This is a genomic window from Bradyrhizobium sp. SZCCHNR1053, assembly GCF_032381235.1.
In the GTDB taxonomy this organism is placed as follows: Bacteria; Pseudomonadota; Alphaproteobacteria; order Rhizobiales; family Xanthobacteraceae; genus Bradyrhizobium.
The window spans coordinates 69,185-86,530 of the sequence record NZ_JAUHJM010000013.1 but is presented as its reverse complement, the minus strand read 5'-3'; the positions used below and the strand labels follow the sequence as shown (position 1 = coordinate 86,530).

The following is a 17,346-nucleotide window of genomic DNA, read 5'->3' as shown; positions in this document are numbered from 1 at the left end:
GCGATTGCCAAATTTGTTATATCCTATAATCAATTTTCCAAAGCCAAGAACCAACCGCCGGGAACGCCCATGCCCAAGCTCGCTCTGCCCAAGATCGACGATGTCGTCGCCATCGACATCCATACCCATGCCGAGGAGCCCTGCGGCATGCATGCGGATGACGGCTACGACGATTTCCAGGCCCAGATGGCCGACTACTTCAAGTCGCCGCACAAGCATCCGCCGACGGTGCCGGAGACCGCCGCCTATTATCGTTCCAAGAACATCGCCGCGGTGATCTTCCCGGTCGACGCCGAGCGCGAGACCGGCTTTCGGCGCTACAACAACTACGAGATGCTCGAGGTCGCTTCCGACCATCTCGACGTCCTCATCCCCTTCGTCAGCATCGATCCGCACAAGGGCAAGCTCGGCGTGCGCGAGGCGCGCAAGCTGATCGAGGAGTATGGCGTCCGCGGCTTCAAGTTCCACCCGACGATGCAGGGCTTCTACGCCAACGATCGGCTGGCCTATCCGCTGTATGAGGCGATCAACGACGGCGGCGCGATCGCACTGTTTCACACCGGCCAGACCGGCGTCGGCTCGGGCATGCCGGGCGGCATGGGGATGCGGCTGAAATATTCCAACCCGATGTACATGGACGACGTCGCGGCCGACTTCCCCGACCTCAAGATCATCCTCGCCCATCCCTCCTTCCCCTGGCAGGAGGAGGCGCTGTCGGTGGCGACCCACAAGCCGAACGTCTATATCGACCTCTCGGGCTGGTCGCCAAAGTACTTCCCGCCGATCCTGGTGCGCTACATCAACTCGATCCTGCAGGACAAGATGCTGTTCGGCTCGGACTGGCCGGTCATCACGCCGGACCGCTGGCTCGCCGATTTCGCCAAGCTCGACATCCGCGACGAGATCCGGCCGAAGGTGTTGAAGGCCAACGCCCGCAAGCTGCTCGGGATCTGACGTCGTCGGTCCTGCCCTTGCCGCCCCGCGCAAGTCACGGGCATCATGCTATCATCCGCAGGCGCGGTGGCCATCAGCCTTAGCGCCTGTCTGCTTTCGATCAGGTGATCGCCGTGCCCTTCAAAGCCGTGGTCTTCGATGCCTATGGCACGCTGTACGACATCCAGTCGGTAGCGGCCGTGACCGAGGAGGCCTTTCCCGGCCATGGCGACATCATCACGCAGATCTGGCGCATCAAGCAGCTCGAATACACCTGGCTGCGCTCGCTGATGCAGCGCTACGTGGATTTCGCCGTCGTGACCCGCGACGCGCTGAGCTACACGCTGCGCATTCTGGGCCTGCAGGCCGATGCCGCCACGCGAGACCGAATCATCGCCAAATATCTCGATCTCGATCCCTACCCCGATGCGAGGGCTGCGCTCGCCGCGATGAAGGATCATCGGCTCGCGATCCTCTCCAACGGCAGCCCTGCGATGCTCGACAGCCTGGTCAAGGCCAGCGGCTTCGATGCTCCGCTCGATGCGGTCATCAGCGTGGATGCCCGGAAGATCTTCAAGCCGAGTCCCCAGGCGTACGCACTGATCGAGGAGACGCTCGGGTTTGCACCCGACGAGGTGCTGTTCGTATCCTCCAACCCCTGGGACGTCTGCGGCGCCAAGGCGTTCGGATTGAACGTCGCCTGGATCGAGCGCGTCACCCCGGACGCCATGGCGGCTGCCTGCAGCCAGACCGACCTCGTCGCGCCGCTCACCCTGTTCAAGGCGCTGCGCAGCCAGATGGACGAGTTGGGTTTGGCGCCGGACTATCGTATTGCTGCACTATCCGAACTGCCCGAGATCGTCGCCAAACATGAGCCTTGATTCCGTCCGCGCCTTCTTCACCGAAAAAGCCCCCGACATCGACGTCCTCGTCTCCAGCCAGAGTTCCGCCACCGTGGCGCTCGCGGCGGAGGCCTATGGTGTCGAGCCGGCCCGCATCGCCAAGACGCTGTCGCTGCGCGTCGGCGAGCGCGTCATCCTGATCGTCGCCGCGGGCCACGCAAGGATGGACAACAAGAAGGTCAAGGCGCAGTTCGGCGGCAAGCCGAAGATGCTCGGCCTCGACGAGGTCGCCGACATCACCGGTCACGAGGTCGGCGGCGTCTGTCCGTTCGGGCTGAAATCGCCGCTGCCGGTCTATTGCGACGTCTCGCTGAAAGCCTTCGACATCGTCGTGCCGGCGGCAGGCTCGACCCATAGCGCCGTCAAGATCACGCCGGACCGCATGGCCGAGCTGACATCGGCCGAATGGGTCGACGTTTGCGAGGTCGCGACTTAGTCGTCGCACCGAAATGATACCAGGCGCGGCAGCTTCATCGCGTCGTGCGCTCATTTGGCGACTGACGAAAGCTCGCTCTGTTGCGAGCGAGCGGTGCCCGACTTCAAAAATAGCGCCCCCATGAGCGCCATGAACCATGCAACGAACGGATGCCAGAGCGGCACCGCCAGCAGTCCGAACCATCCGAAAGCGATTTCCGGCACTCGAGCGTTGCGCTCATAGCTCCGGGACGCGGGCATGAGTCCACCATTTGCGTCGTTGAAGGTGCAGGGTCCACGCCGGGCGGACTCGACGCCGTCTTGTGTGTAGACGATCAACGCACGTGCACGCACGGAGCAGATCAGCACATCTCCCACGTCACTGACACCGATATCGAAGGCGCCGCCTTGCGAACCGACGTAAAAACCTCGCTCGAAGCCCTGGGGACCATAGCGCTGCACTCTCCCCAACGGCTCGCTCGCAACGAACACACGTCCATTTGGAGCTGCAACCCGGGCCGAGCCAAGCGCGTTTGGAAGCTCGATCGCATTCAGCCAATCGTCCGGAAACACCCCCAATCCGAGCGGTAGCAAAAACCCAATGATTCCGAGAGCGACGGCGCACCTTGCAACGGCGCTCGGCAGCTGCTTCCACATGGAAACCACTCCCCCGAACGTCACTTGCGCTTCCCTTTCGCCAGCTCCTTGACCAGGAACTCCGCCAGCACCTCGACCCGGGCGGGGCGCGGGCCGCCGGGCGGCATCACCAGATGCATCGCCCCTTCGGGCTGGCTCCAGCCCTTCAGGATCACCTCGACCTCGCCCGAGGCGATCGCGTCGCCAACGATGAAGTCCGGCAGGTCGGCGATGCCGAGGCCGGCGAGCACCGCCGGCAGCACCGCCTCGCCATTGTTGACGCGCAGCTGTCCGGCTGGCCGCACGCTGGCCTGCTCGCCGGCTGCATTGGTGTAGTGCCAGACGCCGGCGGTGGAGAGATAGGCGTAGCCGAAGCATTTGTGCTCGGCAAGATGCATCGGATGCGTCGGCCGTCCGTGCCGCTTCAGATAGGACGGCGCCGCCACCGTGTAGCGCGGCATCGCGCAGAGGCGGCGCGCCACCAGTGATGAGTCCGGCAGCCGCGCGATGCGCAGCGCGAGATCGAACCCCTCGCCGATGAGATCGACGGTCGCATCGCTCATGTGCAGATCGATCGACACTTCCGGATATTGTTCGAGAAAGACCGGCAGCAGCGGTGCGATCTTCTTCACACCGAAGGTCATCGGCACCGCGAAGCGCACCAGCCCGCGCGGCGTCAGCGATTGCGCCAACGCCTCGGTCTCCGCCGCCTCGCCATCCGTGAGCAGTTGCGCGGCCCTCTCTGACAGCCGCTGCCCGGCATCGGTCAGCGCCAGACGGCGCGAGGTGCGGTTGAACAGCCGCGTGCCCAGGCGTTCTTCCAGCCGGCTCACGGCCTTCGACACTGACGCCTTGGACAGGCTCAGCTCCTGCGCCGCGCCGGCGAAGGAGCGCAGCTCGACGACCTTGGCGAAGATCGCCATCGCCTCGAAATCCGGAAGTCGCGCCATCGGCGGCAATCTCACTTTTGGAAACAATGGGTTTCAATAGTTTCTATTTCTATACTCGGATCGTCAGCCTATTCCAGTGCCCAACGGCACGGCGGCTCGCGGCCGACGTGCAACAACGGAACAAACCCATGATCGAATTGAAGCCCTTTGCGGCGCTGGGCGGCGCCGACCACGGCTGGCTGAAGGCCAAGCACCATTTCTCGTTCGCGAACTATTACGACCCCAGCAACATGGGCCACGGCGCCCTGCGGGTCTGGAACGACGACGAGATCGCCCCGAACACCGGCTTCCCTGCACATCCGCACCGGAACATGGAGATCATCACCTATGTCCGCGAAGGCGCGATCACGCATCACGACAGCCTCGGCAACAAGGGCCGCACTGAGGCCGGCGACGTCCAGGTGATGAGCGCGGGCAGCGGCATCCGCCACTCCGAGTACAATCTGGAGCCGACCACGACACGGATCTTCCAGATCTGGATCGAGCCTGCCACCGATGGCGGCCAGCCGACCTGGGGCGCCAAGCCGTTTCCGAAGTCCGACCGCTCCGGCAAGCTGGTCACGCTGGCGAGCGGCTTCGCAGATGACGGCGACGCGTTGCCGATCCGCGCCAAGGCGCGCGTACTCGGCACCACGCTGAAGGCAGGCGAGACCGCCGAGTACAGCGCCGACAAGGCCCGGCACATCTATCTGGTGCCCGCAGCCGGCAGCGTCGAAGTCAACGGCGTCCGAGTCAACGCTCGTGACGGCGCCGCCATCCGCGACGAGGCCACGCTGAAGATCACCGCGCTCGAAGATTCCGAGCTGGTGCTCGTCGACGCCGCCTAACCGTCTCACGCGATCCCGGCCGGGCATCCGGCCGGGACGCTCTTCCCGATCATCCTCGTCCCCACGGAGACTGCCATGACCAAGGTTCTCGTTCTCTACTACTCCGCCTACGGCCACATCGAAGCGATGGCCAACGCGGTGGCCGAAGGCGCCCGCGAGGCCGGCGCCACCGTGGACGTCAAGCGCGTGCCCGAGCTGGTGCCGGCCGACGTTGCCAAGGCCTCCTACTACAAGCTCGACCAGGCAGCCCCGATCGCCAAGGTCGAGGAGCTCGCCGATTACGACGCGATCATCGTCGGCACCGGCACCCGCTTCGGCCGCATGGCCTCGCAGATGGCCAACTTCCTCGATCAGGCCGGCGGCCTGTGGGCTAAGGGCGCGCTCCACGGCAAGGTCGGCGGCGCCTTCACCTCGACCGCGACCCAGCACGGCGGCCAGGAAACCACCCTGTTCTCGCTCATCACCAACCTGCTGCACTTCGGCATGACCATCGTCGGCCTCAACTACGGCTTCGCCGGCCAGATGAAGCTCGACGAGGTCACCGGCGGCTCGCCCTATGGCGCCACCACCATCACCGGCGGTGACGGCAGCCGGCAGCCGAGCGCGAACGAGCTGGCGGGGGCGCGCTATCAGGGCCGCGTCATCGCCGAGACCGCAAAGAAGCTGCATGGCTGATGCGACTGGGGCGGCACTTCCGCAAACGAAGTGCCGCCCCATTTCACAAGAGTTGGAAAGTAGGAGAGGAGTCCGCAATGCCCGCCATGCTCGAACTGGTGACGCTGGCCCGGTTGGCCCGCCATCCCCTGCAGATGATGGCGCGCCGCTGGTACTGCAAGAGCCTCTACCGCGCCAGCCGCGGCCAGCGCCGCTGCCCGGAATGCACGGCCGCTACAGCGGCTTGATCTGCACCTTCCTGAACTTCACGACGCCCGAGCCGTACTGCAGGGCGATCGGTCCCGCCGCGTGCTTGCTGTCGTCGACATCGGCGGTCTTCTCGCCGTTGAGGATCACGGTCAGCCGCGTGCCCTTGGCGGTGATCTCATAGGTATTCCACTTGCCGCCGGCCTTCGGCATCGGATCGACCTTGGACACGTCGACGATCGCGCCGGTGCCGTATTTCGGATCGGGCCGCTTGTCGAAGATGTTGACCTCGTAGCAGATGTTGGAGTCGATCTTCGCCGACTGGTCGCAGCGGATGAAGATGCCGCTGTTGGCGGCGTCATCGACCCAGAACTCGGCCTTGATCTGGAAGTCCTTGTAGCTCACCTTGGTCACCAGATACGATGGATCCTTGCCGTCGAGCTTGTCGGCCGACAGCGCGCCGTCCTTCATCTCCCAATTGGCCTTGCCGACCTCGGTGAAGTCGGCCTTGGTCGTGGAGTCGACCAGAGTCACCCAGCCGTCATCGGCCAATGCCGCTCCCGTCATGCCTGCGCCCGCAATCAATAGTCCGGCCGCGAGCCCACTCAAGCGATACCGCATCGAAACTCCTCCCTGATTTCTGTTTCGTTCGTCGCCACGATAGCAAAGCGCCGGACAATTCAAACGGGTTTCGATGCTGCACCTGCTCTATCGTCTCCTCCAACTACACCGCCGTGGCGCGCGCAAAATCGACATAGATCTCGCGCAGCCGCGCCGCCACCGGTCCCGGCTTGCCGTCGCCGACGGGCTTGCCGTCGATCGTGACCACCGGCTGCACGAACGAGCTCGCGCTGGTGATGAAGGCTTCCTTCGCCGCGAGCGCCTCCTCCACCGTGAACAGCCGCTCCTCGACCTTGAGCTGGCGCTCCTCGGCGAGCTTCACCACGGCCTTGCGGGTGCAGCCCGGCAGGATCGCGTTCGAGTTCGGCCGCGTCACGATGACGTCGTCCTTGGTCAGGATGAAGGCCGAGGACGAGCCGCCCTCGGTGACATGACCGTCCTCGACCATCCACGCCTCGCCGGCCCCGGCCGCGGCGGCCGCCTGCTTCGCGAGCACCTGCGCCAGCAGCGCCACGCTCTTGATGTCGCGGCGCGCCCAGCGGATGTCGGGCACGGTGATGACGCCAATTCCCGTCTTCGCCGAGGGCGCATTGATGATGTCCTTGGCGGTGACGAACATCACCAAGGTCGGCTTGACGTCGCCCTTGGGAAACGGGAAGTCGCGGCCCTTGTCGGCGCCGCGCGTCACCTGCAGATAGACCATACCCTGGTCGAGCCGGTTGCGTGCGACCAGCTCCTTCTGCAGCTCCTCGATCCGCGCCAGGCTCTCCGGCAGCGCCAGCCCGATCTCGCCGACCGAGCGCTCCAGGCGGGCAAGATGCGGGGCACTGTCGACCAGCTTGCCATCGAGCACCGCCGCCACTTCGTAGATGCCGTCGGCAAACAGGAAGCCGCGATCGAGGACCGAGACCTTGGCCTCGGACAGGGGCACGAAGGCGCCGTTGACGTAAGCGATCGGGTCCAAATTCATATTCTCCAACTTCGAGATTCAGGGTTCGCGCGTTCCGCGCGCCCCGGAACGACGGTAAGTGCTAATGCGACAGGATTTTCGACAGGAACTGTTGCGCCCGCTCGCTGCGCGGCTGGCCGAAGAAATCCTCCTTCTTGGCGTCCTCGACGATCTCGCCGCGGTCCATGAAGATGACGCGGTGCGCGACCTTCCGGGCGAAGCCCATCTCGTGGGTCACGACCATCATGGTCATGCCCTCGCGGGCGAGATCGACCATGACGTCGAGCACCTCGCTGATCATCTCCGGATCGAGCGCCGAGGTCGGCTCGTCGAACAGCATCGCGATCGGGTCCATGGCGAGCGCACGTGCGATCGCCACGCGCTGCTGCTGGCCGCCGGAGAGCTGCGCCGGAAACTTCTGCGCCTGCTCCTTCAGCCCGACGCGCTCCAAAAGCTTCATGCCCTTGGCGGTCGCTTCCTCATGGCCGCGTCCCAGCACCTTCTGCTGGGCGAGGCAGAGATTTTCGATGATCTTCAGATGCGGAAACAGCTCGAAATGCTGGAATACCATGCCGACGCGCGAGCGCAGCTTCGGCAGGTTGGTCTTCGGATCATTGACCTTGAGCCCGTCGATCGTGATCGTGCCGTCCTGGAACGGCTCCAGCGCGTTGACGCATTTGATGAGGGTCGACTTGCCGGAGCCGGACGGACCGCAGACCACCACCACCTCGCCCTTGGCGACCGAGGTCGTGCAGTCCTTCAGCACCTGGAAGCTCGGGCTGTACCATTTGTTGACGTGGCTGATTTCGATCATGGGAGCCGACTATCTGATGATGGAGATGCGCGACTGCAGGCGGCGGACGCCGTAGGACGCGACACAGGAGATGGTGAAGTAGACCAGGGCCGCGAACAGGTACATCTCGACCAGACGGCCGTCGCGCTGGGCGACCTTGGAGGCGGCACCGAGGAAGTCCGGGATCGAGAGCACGTAGACCAGCGAGGTGTCCTGGAACAGCACGATGGTCTGCGTCAGCAGCACCGGCAGCATGTTGCGGAACGCCTGCGGCAGCACGACGTAGCGCATGGTCTGCGCGTAGGTCAGGCCGAGTGCCGAGGCCGCGGCCGGCTGACCGCGCGAGATCGACTGGATGCCGGCGCGCATGATCTCGGAGAAATACGCCGCCTCGAACAGGATGAAGGTGATCAGCGACGAGGCGAACGCGCCGACCTTGATCGGCCGGGACGAGCCGGTGATCCACTGCCCGATATAGGGCACCAGGAAGTAGAACCAGAAGATCACCAGCACCAGCGGCAGCGAGCGCATGAAGTCGACATAGAGCCCGGCGATCCAACCCATCACGCGATAGCCGGAGAGCCGCATCAGCGCGATCAGGGTGCCGAACACCAGACCGCCCGTCGCCGACAGTGCCGTCAGCATCAAGGTGAAGGTCATGCCGTCGATGAACAGGTAGCTCAGCGAACGGCGGATGACATCGAAATCGAAATTGGCCAGCATCTCATTTGCCCGTGATGTAGCCAGGGATCGCCACCGCGCGCTCCAGGAGGCGCATGCCGATCACGACGATGACGTTGATGACGAGATACATCAGGGTGGCGGCGCTGAACGCCTCGAACACCTGGAAGGAGAATTCCTGCATGGCGCGCGCAGCGCCCGTCAGCTCGATCAGGCCGATCGTGATCGCGACCGCGCTGTTCTTGACGGTGTTGAGAAATTCGGACGTCAGGGGCGGCAGGATGATGCGGAAGGCCATCGGCAGCAGCACGTAGCGATAGGCCTGCAAGGTGGTGAGGCCGAGCGCGGTCGCCGCCATCATCTGGCCGCGCGGCAGCGAGCCGATGCCGGCCGCGAGCTGCACCGCGACGCGCGCCGACATGAACAGCCCGATGCCGACGGCCGCCGTATAGAATGGCGCATTGGGCATCTGCTTCAGCCACAGGCCGATCGTGGGCGGCAACAGCTCCGGCAGCACGAAGAACCACAGGAACAGCTGCACCAAAAGCGGCATGTTGCGGAAGAACTCGACATAGGCGAAGCCGATCCAGGTCGCCAATTTCGAGGGCAGACTGCGCAGGATGCCGACGATCGTGCCGCAGATCAGCGCGATCACCCAGGCCGACAGCGAGGTCACGATGGTGACCTTCAGCCCCGACAGCAGCATGTCGAAATAGGTGCCGGCCCCGGTCGGGTTCGGCTCCAGGAAGATGTGCCAGTTCCAGGTGTAGTTCACGGGGACATCCTGAGAGGGAATTAGCTCGCAAGTCGCATTACACAGTCTTTGCCAAAAACTCGCTGCGCTCCCTCCCGCCTTGCGGGGGAGGGTCGGGGTGGGGGGTCCACACGGGCAGTCTTTCCTGAGACCCCCACCCCCGCCCCCTCCCCCTTGGGGGAGGGGGGCAGATCGAATTCGGCGCGAGAGCTGCGGCCTCACGTTACGGCTTGTACGAATCCGGATCCGGCGAGTCCGACGGCTTGGCGAACTCGGCCTTCAGTTCGGCCGACATCGGGGTGTTCAGGTTCAGGCCCTTCGGCGGGACCTTCTGCATGAACCACTTGTCATACAGCTTGGCGCCCTCGCCGCTGGTGTAGATCTTGGCGGTCGCGGCGTCGACGACCTTCTTGAACTGCGGGTCGTCCTTGCGCAGCATGATGCCGTAGGGCTCAGGCTTCGAGAACGCGTCCTTGGAAACGACGTAGGCGGCCGGATCCTTGGAGCCGGCGACGAGGCTCGCAAGAAGAATGTCGTCCATCACGAAGGCGACGGCGCGATCGGTCTCCACCATCAGGAAGGCCTCGGCATGATCCTTGGCCGGGATGATGTTGATGCCGAGGTTGCGCGCCGCGTTGGCTTCGGTGAGCTGCTTGATGTTGGTGGTGCCGGCGGTCGACACGACCGATTTACCCTTCAGATCGTCGATCGCGTTGATCTTACTCGCCTTCTTCGAGACGTAGCGGCTCGCCGTCAGAAAGTGGGTGTTGGTGAAGGAGATCTGCTTCTGGCGCTCGGCATTGTTGGTGGTCGAGCCGCATTCCAGATCGATGGTGCCGTTGGCGAGCAGCGGGATGCGGGTCGATGACGTCACCGGGTTGAGCTTCACGTCGAGCTTGTCGAGCTTGAGCTCCTTCTTCACGGCATCGACGATGCCCATGCAGATGTCGATGGCAAAGCCGATCGGCTTCTGATTGTCGTCGAGATAGGAGAACGGGATCGAGGAGTCGCGGACGCCGAGCGTAATGGTGCCGGTCTCCTTGATGTTCTTCAGGGTCCCCGTCAGGTCCTCGGCCTGCACCTGGCCGGCGCAGAGCGCGGCGGCGACGGCAAGACCGAATAGGCGAAGCTGCTTCATAACTGATCTCCTCAATCCGGCTGATCGCCGGATGCTTGCATAAACCACAGCGAACTCAAAATGGCCCCCGCCCCCCGGACGATCTCCGGCCGGACGAGCGCGGGCACCATAGACCGCCCCGCGGCGGGACGTCCTCGGACGATCGCGACAAATTGCCTGTCCTGTGTCCCCTTCGACAAGACGTTCGGGCTGAAACGGCAGCGCCGAACGTCGGGATGGTAAACTGCGAGGGGCTCGCGAGCCCCGCGACCAGACGAAAGTCTCACTCGGGCGGTTCCCGCACGCGGCAATGCAACCGCACAGCACACGGACCTCGTGGTTCGAGACGCGCCGCGCGCGGCAAGCCCGCCGTCCATCTTCCTGACCGGCGCGGCGTTCCTCACCATGAACGTCACCACGGACTTCGCCAAGGCACCAGTCCTCGCCCTGAGGAGCCCGCCGAAGGCGGCCGTCTCGAAGGGCGGCCGCAGGCGCTGAACACGACCGGGGCGTCGCTCACCCCGCCTCAGGCAGCGAGAGGTGAGCACCGATAACGCCAAGAGATGTGTGCTCATGCCCCCCTTCTCGCCTCACAACGGCTTCTGCAGCTCGCCGAGATCCCAGAACAGCCCGGCCATCAGGCCGAGCGCCTCCTCCGTGACATCCAGCAGAATGTGCTCATCCGGCGCGTGCTGCGAGCAGCCCGGATAGGAATGCGGCACCCACATGGTCGGCATCTTCAGCACGTCGGCAAACACGTCATTGGGCAGCGAGCCGCCGAAGTTCGGCAGCACGGCGGGCGCTTTGCCGGTGCTCATCTTGATGGAATCCGCAGCCCATTTGATCCAGGGGCTGTCGATGTCGGCGCGCGAGGCCATGAAGCTCTGCGCCATGCTGACCTCGATCATCGGGAAGCCATGCGCGGCGAGATGGTTCTTCACGTCGGCCACGATGCTGTCGACCTTGGTGCCGACGACGAAACGCAGCTGCAGCACGGCGCGGGCGCGGCCGGGGATCGCATTCGCCGGCTTGTCGATATTGCCGGAGGAGATCGCGAGCACCTCGAGCGTATTCCAGGCATAGAGCCGCTCCGCGGGCGTCAGCCCCTCCTCGCCCCAATTGTCCGACAGCGCCGGCTCGTCGGCGGTCGGCTCCACCTTCACGTCGGCGAGGATGGCGCGGATCGCATTGGTGAGACGCGGCGGCTTCAGCGCCTCCAGCTTGATGCGGCCATGGCCGTCGACCAGCGTGGCGATCGCGTTCGCCAGGATGGTCGCCGGATTGGCGAGCACGCCGCCCCAATTGCCGGAGTGATTGCCGCCCTCGCGCAGGTTGACGTCGAGATGTAACCGGATGCCGCCGCGGCAGCCGAGAAAGATGGTGGGGCGCGCGGTCGACAGCCGCGGGCCGTCCGAGCCGATGAAGACGTCGGCCTTCAAGGCGTCGCGATGCAGATCGGCCACCTTGGCGAGATCGGGCGAGCCGATCTCCTCGCCCATCTCGATGATGAACTTGGCATTGAAGCCGAGCTTGCCGCCACGCGCCTCGCGCACCGCGCGCAGCGCCGCCATGTTGACGCTGTGCTGGCCCTTGTTGTCGGCGGTGCCGCGGCCATAGAGACGATTGCCCGCCGGCGTCACCGCCCAGGGATCGCGGCCGTCGCGCCATTCACCAGCCATGCCGTCGACGGTGTCGCCGTGGCCATAGCTGAGCACCGTCGGGGCGCTGTCGCTCTCGTGGTAGGCCGCGATCAGGAACGGCGACTTGCCGCTCGGCGAGGGCACGATCTCGGAGGAAAAGCCGAGGGCGGCAAAGGACGGCGTCAGCTCTTTGGTCAGATACGCCGCGAGCTCGTCCTTGCGCTCGGGATTGAGGCTCTCGGTGCGATAGGCGACCCGGCGGCCGAGCTCGGCCAAGAAGTCACCGCTCGTCAGCGTCTGACGGGCACGGGCAATTGCATCAATCCTGGTCATGGCGCTTTTCCAGTCACAACGAAGGCGGCGTCATATCGGGATCGCGCGACGAGCGGAAGGGGCTCGCTTTGAATTCAGTGCTGATATCAAGCAAGTCTCGGATTTCGGAACCGCGTAGCCTACCATCAAACTCGGTGGTTGGATCGCGCTGCGGCTTGCTCGGTACTCCTCGCCCGCCCGTGTAACGCCAGCCCCGTCCTCGTCCCGGACGAAAGTGGTCAACTGACAATCCAGAGGCGCAGTCTCTCAATTCACCGCGTGGCTGACCATCACCTCGATCAGCTTGGCGCCGGGCCTGCGGAACGCGTCCGACAAGGTCGGATTCAGCTCGCGCGGATCACTGATGCGCATCGCCTCGCAGCCGAGCGACTGTGCCAGCCCTGCAAAATCCACCGTCGGGTCGGCAAAATCCATGCCGATGTAGTTGTCGTCGCCGTGAAACGACAGCAGCCGCTGCTTGATGATGCGATAGCCGCCATTGTTGACGATGACCACCGACAGCGGCAGCTTGTGATGCGCTGCGGTCCACAGCGCCTGGATCGAATACATCGCGCTGCCGTCGCCGGAATAGCACACGACCGGACGATCGGGATTGGCGAGACTGACGCCAACCGAGGCCGGCAGGCCCCAGCCGATGCCGCCGGAGGCGAGGCCGTGATAATTGTAGCGGTCGCGATAGGGCCACAGCGCCGTCATGTAGCGCGCCGAGGTCAGGCCCTCGTCGACCAGGATGCCGTGCTCCGGCATCGCCTCGGCGACCTGCAGCGCCAGATAGTCCGGGTCGATCGGCGTCCGCTCGCGGGCCGCCTCGATCTGCGCCGCCAGCGTCCGGCGCCGTGCGCTCCAGTTCTTCGAGGACAATTCGGCCACGCGCTCCTGAGCACGCGCCTGCAGGGCCGCGCCGCCGAGCTCGTGTAAGAGCGGCGTGAGCTGAAGCAGCGTCTCGCGAACGTCAGCCTTGAGCGCGATCTCGGCACCGAAATTCTTTCCCAGCTCCCAATCGACGAGGCCGATCTGCACGATCGGCAAGCCCTCGGGCAGCGGCTCGATCTCGCTGTGCACGGACATCCGCAAGGGATCGGCGCCGAGCACGATGAGAAGATCGTGTGGCGCGAGCAGGTCGCGGACCTGCTTCTGCGCGCGCGACAATGAGCCGATGTAGCAGGGATGCTCGGACAGGAAATGCGCGCCATAGGGCGCGGACTGCTGATGCACGGGAGCGCCGATCGCCGACGCGAACTCGGCCGCCTGCCGCAGCGCATCGCTCTTGACGACCTCGTCGCCGGTGATGATCACCGGCCGCTGCGCCCTGAGAATGCGCTGCGCCAGCCCCTGCAACGCGTCCGCGGCCGGCAACACGCGCGCATCGACCCGGGTGGAACGGCCGAGCTCGATGCCGGCTTCGGCATTGAGGATATCGCCGGGCAGCGAGATGAAGACGGGACCGGTCGGCGGTGTGGTCGCCACCTTGGCGGCACGCCTGATGATGCGCGGCAGGTCCTCCAGCCTCGTCACCTCGACCGCCCATTTCACCAGCGGCTCGGCCATCCGCACCAGCGGGCCGTAGAGCAATGGCTCCATCAGGCCGTGGCCCTGCTCCTGCTGGCCGGCGGTGAGGATCATCGGCGTGCCGGTGAACTGCGCATTGTAGAGCGCGCCCATGGCGTTGCCGAGACCCGGCGCGACGTGGACGTTGCAGGCGACGAGGCGTCCCGAGGCGCGACTGAAGCCGTCGGCGATCGCCACCACCAGGCTCTCCTGCATCGCCATGACGTAGGTGAGATCGGGATGGTCCTTCAGCGCGTGCATGATCGGCAGCTCGGTGGTGCCGGGATTGCCGAACAGATGCGTGATGCCCTCATCCTTGAGCAGCGCCAGGAAGGCCGAGCGTCCGGTGGTGCGGTTCTTCATGGGTCGGCTCCTCCAGGCACGGTCCTATTAGTTGACGCCAACTCTCGCTCCACCGTCATTGCGAGCGAAGCGAAGCAATCCAGGGTGGCGCACGCGACTCTGGATTGCTTCGTCGCTACGCTCCTCGCAATGACGGCGGAGAGAGCGCGAGCTACGCCTTCGCCATGGCGTCATACGCCGGATAGTCCGTGTAGCCCTTCTCCTCGCCTCCATAGAAGGTCGGGCGGTGATAGGGCGTCAGCGGCCAGCCGCGCTGCAGGCGGGCGGGCAGGTCCGGGTTGGAGATGAAGGTGCGGCCGAAGGCGATGGCGTCGGCGTGGCCGGCCTGGATCGCGGCGTCCGCCGGCTCGCCGGTGAAGCCGCCGGCGCCGATCAGCACGCCCTTCCACACCGGCCGGAACAGAGCGATGGCCGACGGCACGTTCTGCCAGTTGACGTCGGCGCGGCCGGCGCCGGAGGAGCGCGGCTCGATCAGATGCAGATAGGCGATGCCGAGCTTGTTGAGCGCCTCGATCGCGTAGGTATAGAGCGGCATCGGCTCGGCCTCGCCGGAGCCGTTGGCGATGCCATAGGGCGACAGCCGCACGCCGACCTTGTCGGCGCCGCAGGCGTCGATCACCGCCTGCGTGACCTCGAGCAGGAAGCGGCAGCGGTTCGCGATTCCGTCGCCATAGCGGTCGGTGCGCTGGTTGCTGCGGGTCTGCAGGAACTGCTCGATCAGATAGCCGTTCGCGCCATGCACCTCGACGCCGTCGAAGCCCGCCGCGATCGCGTTGCGCGCCGCTTGGCCATAGGCCGCGACGAGCGCGGGGATCTCGTCCGTCTCCAGCGCGCGCGGCGTCTCGTAGGCCGCCGGCTTGCCGTCCGCCGTCATCGCCTTGAGATCGTCGCCGATCGCGATCGCCGACGGCGCCACCGGTAGCGCGCCGCCCGGCTGGAACGAGGAATGCGAGACGCGGCCGACGTGCCAGAGCTGTAGGAAAATGACTCCGCCCTTGGCATGCACCGCGTCGACGACCTGCTTCCAGCCGGCGACCTGCGCCGCGCTGTAGATCCCCGGCACGTTCGGGCTGCCGGTGCCGGTCGGCAGCACCGGCGAGGCCTCGGCGATGATCAGCCCGCCCGGCGTCGCGCGCTGCGCATAATACTCGACGTTGAGCGGCCGCGGCGCGAGGGTCTCCCTTGCGGCGCGCATGCGGGTCAACGGCGCCATCACGACGCGGTGCTTGAGGCGATAAGGACCGATGGTGAGCGGTGAAAACAGCGCAGGCAGCATTTCGTCCCCAGATGTCGTTGCGATTGTCGATTGGGATCATCTTGTTCGCAAAACATGATGGTGGCAATGTCCGCCCCACGTCAGTACGAGCAGACCCTCCATGCCGAAAGCGAACGCCCTGCCCTCGCTCAGCCTGCGCATCGATCTCGATGACGGCAGCCGGATCGGGCCGGGCAAGATCGCGCTTCTGGAGAACATCGAACGGCACGGCTCAATCTCTGCGGCCGGGCGCGCGATGGACATGTCCTACAAGCGGGCCTGGGACCTCGTCGACGAGATCAACCGGGTGTGCCGGCAGCCGGCGGTGGCGCGCCAGACCGGCGGCCGCAATGGCGGTGGCGCGGCGCTGACGGCGTTCGGCGCGCAGTTGGTCGAACGTTATCGGCGCATCGAGCGCGATGCGGCTGACGCCGTGAAGAAGGATCTCGCCGCGCTGCGCAGCGATATCGAGAAGCCGAGGAAGGCGCGCGGGGCCAAGGCCGCGTCGTAAGCCGGTTCCAGCCGACGCGATGCATCCGCGACCGGACTGGTGCGCCGCGCGTTGCAGCCGCAAAAAACCGTCTTGCCGTCAGCCGGATGATCTTGCGGCCGTGCCAAGACGTCATACACCAGCATCTCATCGTCATGCCGGAGAACCTGCCGTGTCTCACCCCGCCTTGTCCGCCGACCACACCGCCGTCGTCACCGGAGGCGCCTCCGGCATCGGGCTCGCCGCCGCCATGCGCTTCGCAGAGCGCGGCATGAACGTCTGCATCGCCGATGTCGACGAGGCCCGGCTGCGCGACGCCGCCGCCAGGCTCGCGGCCGCGGCCAAGCGTGGCGAGGCTGCGGTCATGACCGCCACGGTCGATGTGAGCAACCGGGACAGCGTGGTCGCGCTCGAAACGGCGGTGCGGCAGCGCTTCGGCGCGATCGACGTGCTGATGAACAATGCCGGCATCCAGCCGGGCAGCAAGATGCTTGCCGACGACAATTGGCAACGCATCCTCGGCGTCAATCTGTGGGGCATCATCCATGGCGCGCAGGTGTTCGCCCCCGGCATGATCGCGCAAGGCAAGCCGGCGCTGATCATCAATACCGGCTCCAAGCAGGGCATCACCACGCCGCCCGGCGATCCCGCCTACAACGTTTCGAAGGCCGGCGTGAAGGCGTTCACCGAGGCGCTGCAGCACGAGCTGCGCAACACGCCCGGCTGCGAGGTGACAGCGCATCTGTTCATTCCGGGCTTCGTGTTCACGCCGCTGACGGCGAATGGCCGCATCGAGAAGCCGGCCGCCGCCTGGACGCCGGAGCAGACGGTCGACTTCATGCTGGAGCGCGTTACGGCCGGCGACTTCTACGTGCTGTGCCCTGACAACGACGTGCCGCGCGCGCTGGACGAGCGGCGCATCCTGTGGGCGGCCGGCGACATCGTCGAGAACCGGCCGCCGCTGTCGCGCTGGCATGCCGACTACGCCGACGCATTCGCCGAGTTCGCAAAGATTTCGCCATGATCCGACCACATCGGAGCGGCGGCGCATAGCTGCTCCCGGTCTCAGCACAAGCTCCCAGACGCGTCGGATCGTCGCAAGGCGGTCCGCGTGCGTTCGGGACGTCTACCCATCGACCGAATCGCTACGGTCGAATGCTCTTGCAACTTACTGATTTGCCGCGGGCGCGACGTCGCCGCTGGTCGCCGGCTCTTGAAGCGCCCCTCAACCGTCAAGCGGTGAGATGTCGCAGCTCTGCGGGAGCGCCATCCGTACGCC

20 protein-coding genes are annotated in these 17,346 nt (G+C 65.4%); 9 read left to right on the top strand and 11 right to left on the bottom strand.

The window, feature by feature from the left end; translation table 11 throughout:
* Nucleotides 1-69: 69 nt before the first annotated feature.
* The 3 genes from QX051_RS24910 (at nt 70) to QX051_RS24900 (ending at nt 2,271) form a co-directional block, all read left to right on the top strand.
* Complete coding sequence (locus QX051_RS24910; RefSeq protein ID WP_315736536.1) at nt 70-954, top strand: amidohydrolase family protein; 885 nt, start codon at nt 70-72, stop codon at nt 952-954.
* A 113-nt stretch (nt 955-1,067) separates the two neighbouring features.
* Entirely contained in the window at nt 1,068-1,814 is a 747-nt protein-coding gene (locus QX051_RS24905) for a haloacid dehalogenase type II (protein ID WP_315777939.1), read from the top strand.
* Entirely contained in the window at nt 1,804-2,271 is a 468-nt protein-coding gene (locus QX051_RS24900; RefSeq protein WP_315736534.1) for a YbaK/EbsC family protein, read from the top strand. The genes QX051_RS24905 and QX051_RS24900 overlap by 11 nt, the downstream gene beginning before the upstream one ends.
* A gap of 50 nt (nt 2,272-2,321) precedes the next feature.
* Here QX051_RS24900 and QX051_RS24895 read toward each other — a convergent pair whose 3' ends face one another.
* Both QX051_RS24895 and QX051_RS24890 read right to left on the bottom strand, forming a co-directional pair.
* Nucleotides 2,322-2,906: a hypothetical protein gene (locus QX051_RS24895; protein WP_315777938.1), complete on the bottom strand. Its 585-nt coding sequence runs from the start codon at nt 2,904-2,906 to the stop codon at nt 2,322-2,324.
* A 20-nt stretch (nt 2,907-2,926) separates the two neighbouring features.
* Complete coding sequence (locus tag QX051_RS24890) at nt 2,927-3,835, bottom strand: LysR family transcriptional regulator (RefSeq protein ID WP_315777937.1); 909 nt, start codon at nt 3,833-3,835, stop codon at nt 2,927-2,929.
* A 128-nt stretch (nt 3,836-3,963) separates the two neighbouring features.
* On the opposite strand from QX051_RS24890, the gene QX051_RS24885 reads away from it, so the two are divergent.
* The 3 genes from QX051_RS24885 to QX051_RS24875 all read left to right on the top strand — a co-directional run bounded on the left by QX051_RS24885 (nt 3,964) and on the right by QX051_RS24875 (nt 5,564).
* Nucleotides 3,964-4,662 carry a pirin family protein gene (locus tag QX051_RS24885; RefSeq protein WP_315777936.1) on the top strand — a complete coding sequence of 233 codons (699 nt, stop codon included), beginning with the start codon at nt 3,964-3,966 and terminating at the stop codon, nt 4,660-4,662.
* A gap of 75 nt (nt 4,663-4,737) precedes the next feature.
* Nucleotides 4,738-5,337 carry an NAD(P)H:quinone oxidoreductase gene (wrbA, locus tag QX051_RS24880; RefSeq protein WP_315777935.1) on the top strand — a complete coding sequence of 200 codons (600 nt, stop codon included), beginning with the start codon at nt 4,738-4,740 and terminating at the stop codon, nt 5,335-5,337.
* Between the two features lie 77 nt (nt 5,338-5,414).
* On the top strand, nt 5,415-5,564 hold the full coding sequence (locus QX051_RS24875) for a hypothetical protein (protein ID WP_315736529.1): 150 nt from the start codon (nt 5,415-5,417) through the stop codon (nt 5,562-5,564).
* Here the strand turns inward: QX051_RS24875 and QX051_RS24870 are convergent.
* The 6 genes from QX051_RS24870 to QX051_RS24845 form a co-directional block, all read right to left on the bottom strand.
* On the bottom strand, nt 5,551-6,144 hold the full coding sequence (locus QX051_RS24870; RefSeq protein WP_315736528.1) for a DUF1080 domain-containing protein: 594 nt from the start codon (nt 6,142-6,144) through the stop codon (nt 5,551-5,553). The genes QX051_RS24875 and QX051_RS24870 overlap by 14 nt on opposite strands.
* A gap of 103 nt (nt 6,145-6,247) precedes the next feature.
* Complete coding sequence (locus QX051_RS24865; protein WP_315736527.1) at nt 6,248-7,108, bottom strand: D-amino-acid transaminase; 861 nt, start codon at nt 7,106-7,108, stop codon at nt 6,248-6,250.
* 67 nt (nt 7,109-7,175) lie between these two features.
* Nucleotides 7,176-7,907, bottom strand: a complete 732-nt coding sequence (locus tag QX051_RS24860; RefSeq protein WP_315777934.1) for an amino acid ABC transporter ATP-binding protein — start codon at nt 7,905-7,907, stop codon at nt 7,176-7,178.
* 9 nt (nt 7,908-7,916) lie between these two features.
* Nucleotides 7,917-8,609: an amino acid ABC transporter permease gene (locus QX051_RS24855; protein WP_315716633.1), complete on the bottom strand. Its 693-nt coding sequence runs from the start codon at nt 8,607-8,609 to the stop codon at nt 7,917-7,919.
* 1 nt (nt 8,610) lies between these two features.
* Complete coding sequence (locus QX051_RS24850) at nt 8,611-9,342, bottom strand: amino acid ABC transporter permease (RefSeq protein WP_315777933.1); 732 nt, start codon at nt 9,340-9,342, stop codon at nt 8,611-8,613.
* A gap of 202 nt (nt 9,343-9,544) precedes the next feature.
* Entirely contained in the window at nt 9,545-10,459 is a 915-nt protein-coding gene (locus QX051_RS24845) for an amino acid ABC transporter substrate-binding protein (protein ID WP_315777932.1), read from the bottom strand.
* Between the two features lie 315 nt (nt 10,460-10,774).
* On the opposite strand from QX051_RS24845, the gene QX051_RS24840 reads away from it, so the two are divergent.
* Entirely contained in the window at nt 10,775-10,936 is a 162-nt protein-coding gene (locus QX051_RS24840; protein ID WP_315777931.1) for a hypothetical protein, read from the top strand.
* A 92-nt stretch (nt 10,937-11,028) separates the two neighbouring features.
* On the opposite strand, the gene QX051_RS24835 is transcribed toward QX051_RS24840, so the two are convergent.
* The 3 genes from QX051_RS24835 to QX051_RS24825 all read right to left on the bottom strand — a co-directional run bounded on the left by QX051_RS24835 (nt 11,029) and on the right by QX051_RS24825 (nt 15,598).
* On the bottom strand, nt 11,029-12,411 hold the full coding sequence (locus tag QX051_RS24835) for a M20 family metallopeptidase (protein WP_315777930.1): 1,383 nt from the start codon (nt 12,409-12,411) through the stop codon (nt 11,029-11,031).
* 246 nt (nt 12,412-12,657) lie between these two features.
* Nucleotides 12,658-14,322: a thiamine pyrophosphate-binding protein gene (locus QX051_RS24830; RefSeq protein ID WP_315777929.1), complete on the bottom strand. Its 1,665-nt coding sequence runs from the start codon at nt 14,320-14,322 to the stop codon at nt 12,658-12,660.
* A 151-nt stretch (nt 14,323-14,473) separates the two neighbouring features.
* Complete coding sequence (locus QX051_RS24825) at nt 14,474-15,598, bottom strand: alkene reductase (RefSeq protein WP_315777928.1); 1,125 nt, start codon at nt 15,596-15,598, stop codon at nt 14,474-14,476.
* A 100-nt stretch (nt 15,599-15,698) separates the two neighbouring features.
* Here QX051_RS24825 and QX051_RS24820 point away from each other — a divergent pair, with 100 nt between their 5' ends.
* Together QX051_RS24820 and QX051_RS24815 are read left to right on the top strand one after the other, a co-directional pair.
* Nucleotides 15,699-16,088 carry a winged helix-turn-helix domain-containing protein gene (locus QX051_RS24820; protein WP_315736519.1) on the top strand — a complete coding sequence of 130 codons (390 nt, stop codon included), beginning with the start codon at nt 15,699-15,701 and terminating at the stop codon, nt 16,086-16,088.
* Between the two features lie 151 nt (nt 16,089-16,239).
* Nucleotides 16,240-17,091 carry an SDR family NAD(P)-dependent oxidoreductase gene (locus QX051_RS24815; protein ID WP_315777927.1) on the top strand — a complete coding sequence of 284 codons (852 nt, stop codon included), beginning with the start codon at nt 16,240-16,242 and terminating at the stop codon, nt 17,089-17,091.
* Nucleotides 17,092-17,346: the final 255 nt, after the last annotated feature.

What these genes read in the sequence shown, in the direction of transcription:
- QX051_RS24910 (WP_315736536.1), top strand. Translation starts at nt 70, where the DNA reads ATGCCCAAGCTCGCTCTGCCCAAGATCGACGATGTCGTCGCCATCGAC.
- QX051_RS24900 (WP_315736534.1), top strand. Translation starts at nt 1,804, where the DNA reads ATGAGCCTTGATTCCGTCCGCGCCTTCTTCACCGAAAAAGCCCCCGAC.
- QX051_RS24895 (WP_315777938.1), bottom strand. Translation starts at nt 2,906, where the DNA reads ATGTGGAAGCAGCTGCCGAGCGCCGTTGCAAGGTGCGCCGTCGCTCTC.
- QX051_RS24890 (WP_315777937.1), bottom strand. Translation starts at nt 3,835, where the DNA reads ATGGCGCGACTTCCGGATTTCGAGGCGATGGCGATCTTCGCCAAGGTC.
- QX051_RS24885 (WP_315777936.1), top strand. Translation starts at nt 3,964, where the DNA reads ATGATCGAATTGAAGCCCTTTGCGGCGCTGGGCGGCGCCGACCACGGC.
- wrbA (WP_315777935.1), top strand. Translation starts at nt 4,738, where the DNA reads ATGACCAAGGTTCTCGTTCTCTACTACTCCGCCTACGGCCACATCGAA.
- QX051_RS24875 (WP_315736529.1), top strand. Translation starts at nt 5,415, where the DNA reads ATGCCCGCCATGCTCGAACTGGTGACGCTGGCCCGGTTGGCCCGCCAT.
- QX051_RS24870 (WP_315736528.1), bottom strand. Translation starts at nt 6,144, where the DNA reads ATGCGGTATCGCTTGAGTGGGCTCGCGGCCGGACTATTGATTGCGGGC.
- QX051_RS24860 (WP_315777934.1), bottom strand. Translation starts at nt 7,907, where the DNA reads ATGATCGAAATCAGCCACGTCAACAAATGGTACAGCCCGAGCTTCCAG.
- QX051_RS24855 (WP_315716633.1), bottom strand. Translation starts at nt 8,609, where the DNA reads ATGCTGGCCAATTTCGATTTCGATGTCATCCGCCGTTCGCTGAGCTAC.
- QX051_RS24845 (WP_315777932.1), bottom strand. Translation starts at nt 10,459, where the DNA reads ATGAAGCAGCTTCGCCTATTCGGTCTTGCCGTCGCCGCCGCGCTCTGC.
- QX051_RS24835 (WP_315777930.1), bottom strand. Translation starts at nt 12,411, where the DNA reads ATGACCAGGATTGATGCAATTGCCCGTGCCCGTCAGACGCTGACGAGC.
- QX051_RS24830 (WP_315777929.1), bottom strand. Translation starts at nt 14,322, where the DNA reads ATGAAGAACCGCACCACCGGACGCTCGGCCTTCCTGGCGCTGCTCAAG.
- QX051_RS24825 (WP_315777928.1), bottom strand. Translation starts at nt 15,598, where the DNA reads ATGCTGCCTGCGCTGTTTTCACCGCTCACCATCGGTCCTTATCGCCTC.
- QX051_RS24820 (WP_315736519.1), top strand. Translation starts at nt 15,699, where the DNA reads ATGCCGAAAGCGAACGCCCTGCCCTCGCTCAGCCTGCGCATCGATCTC.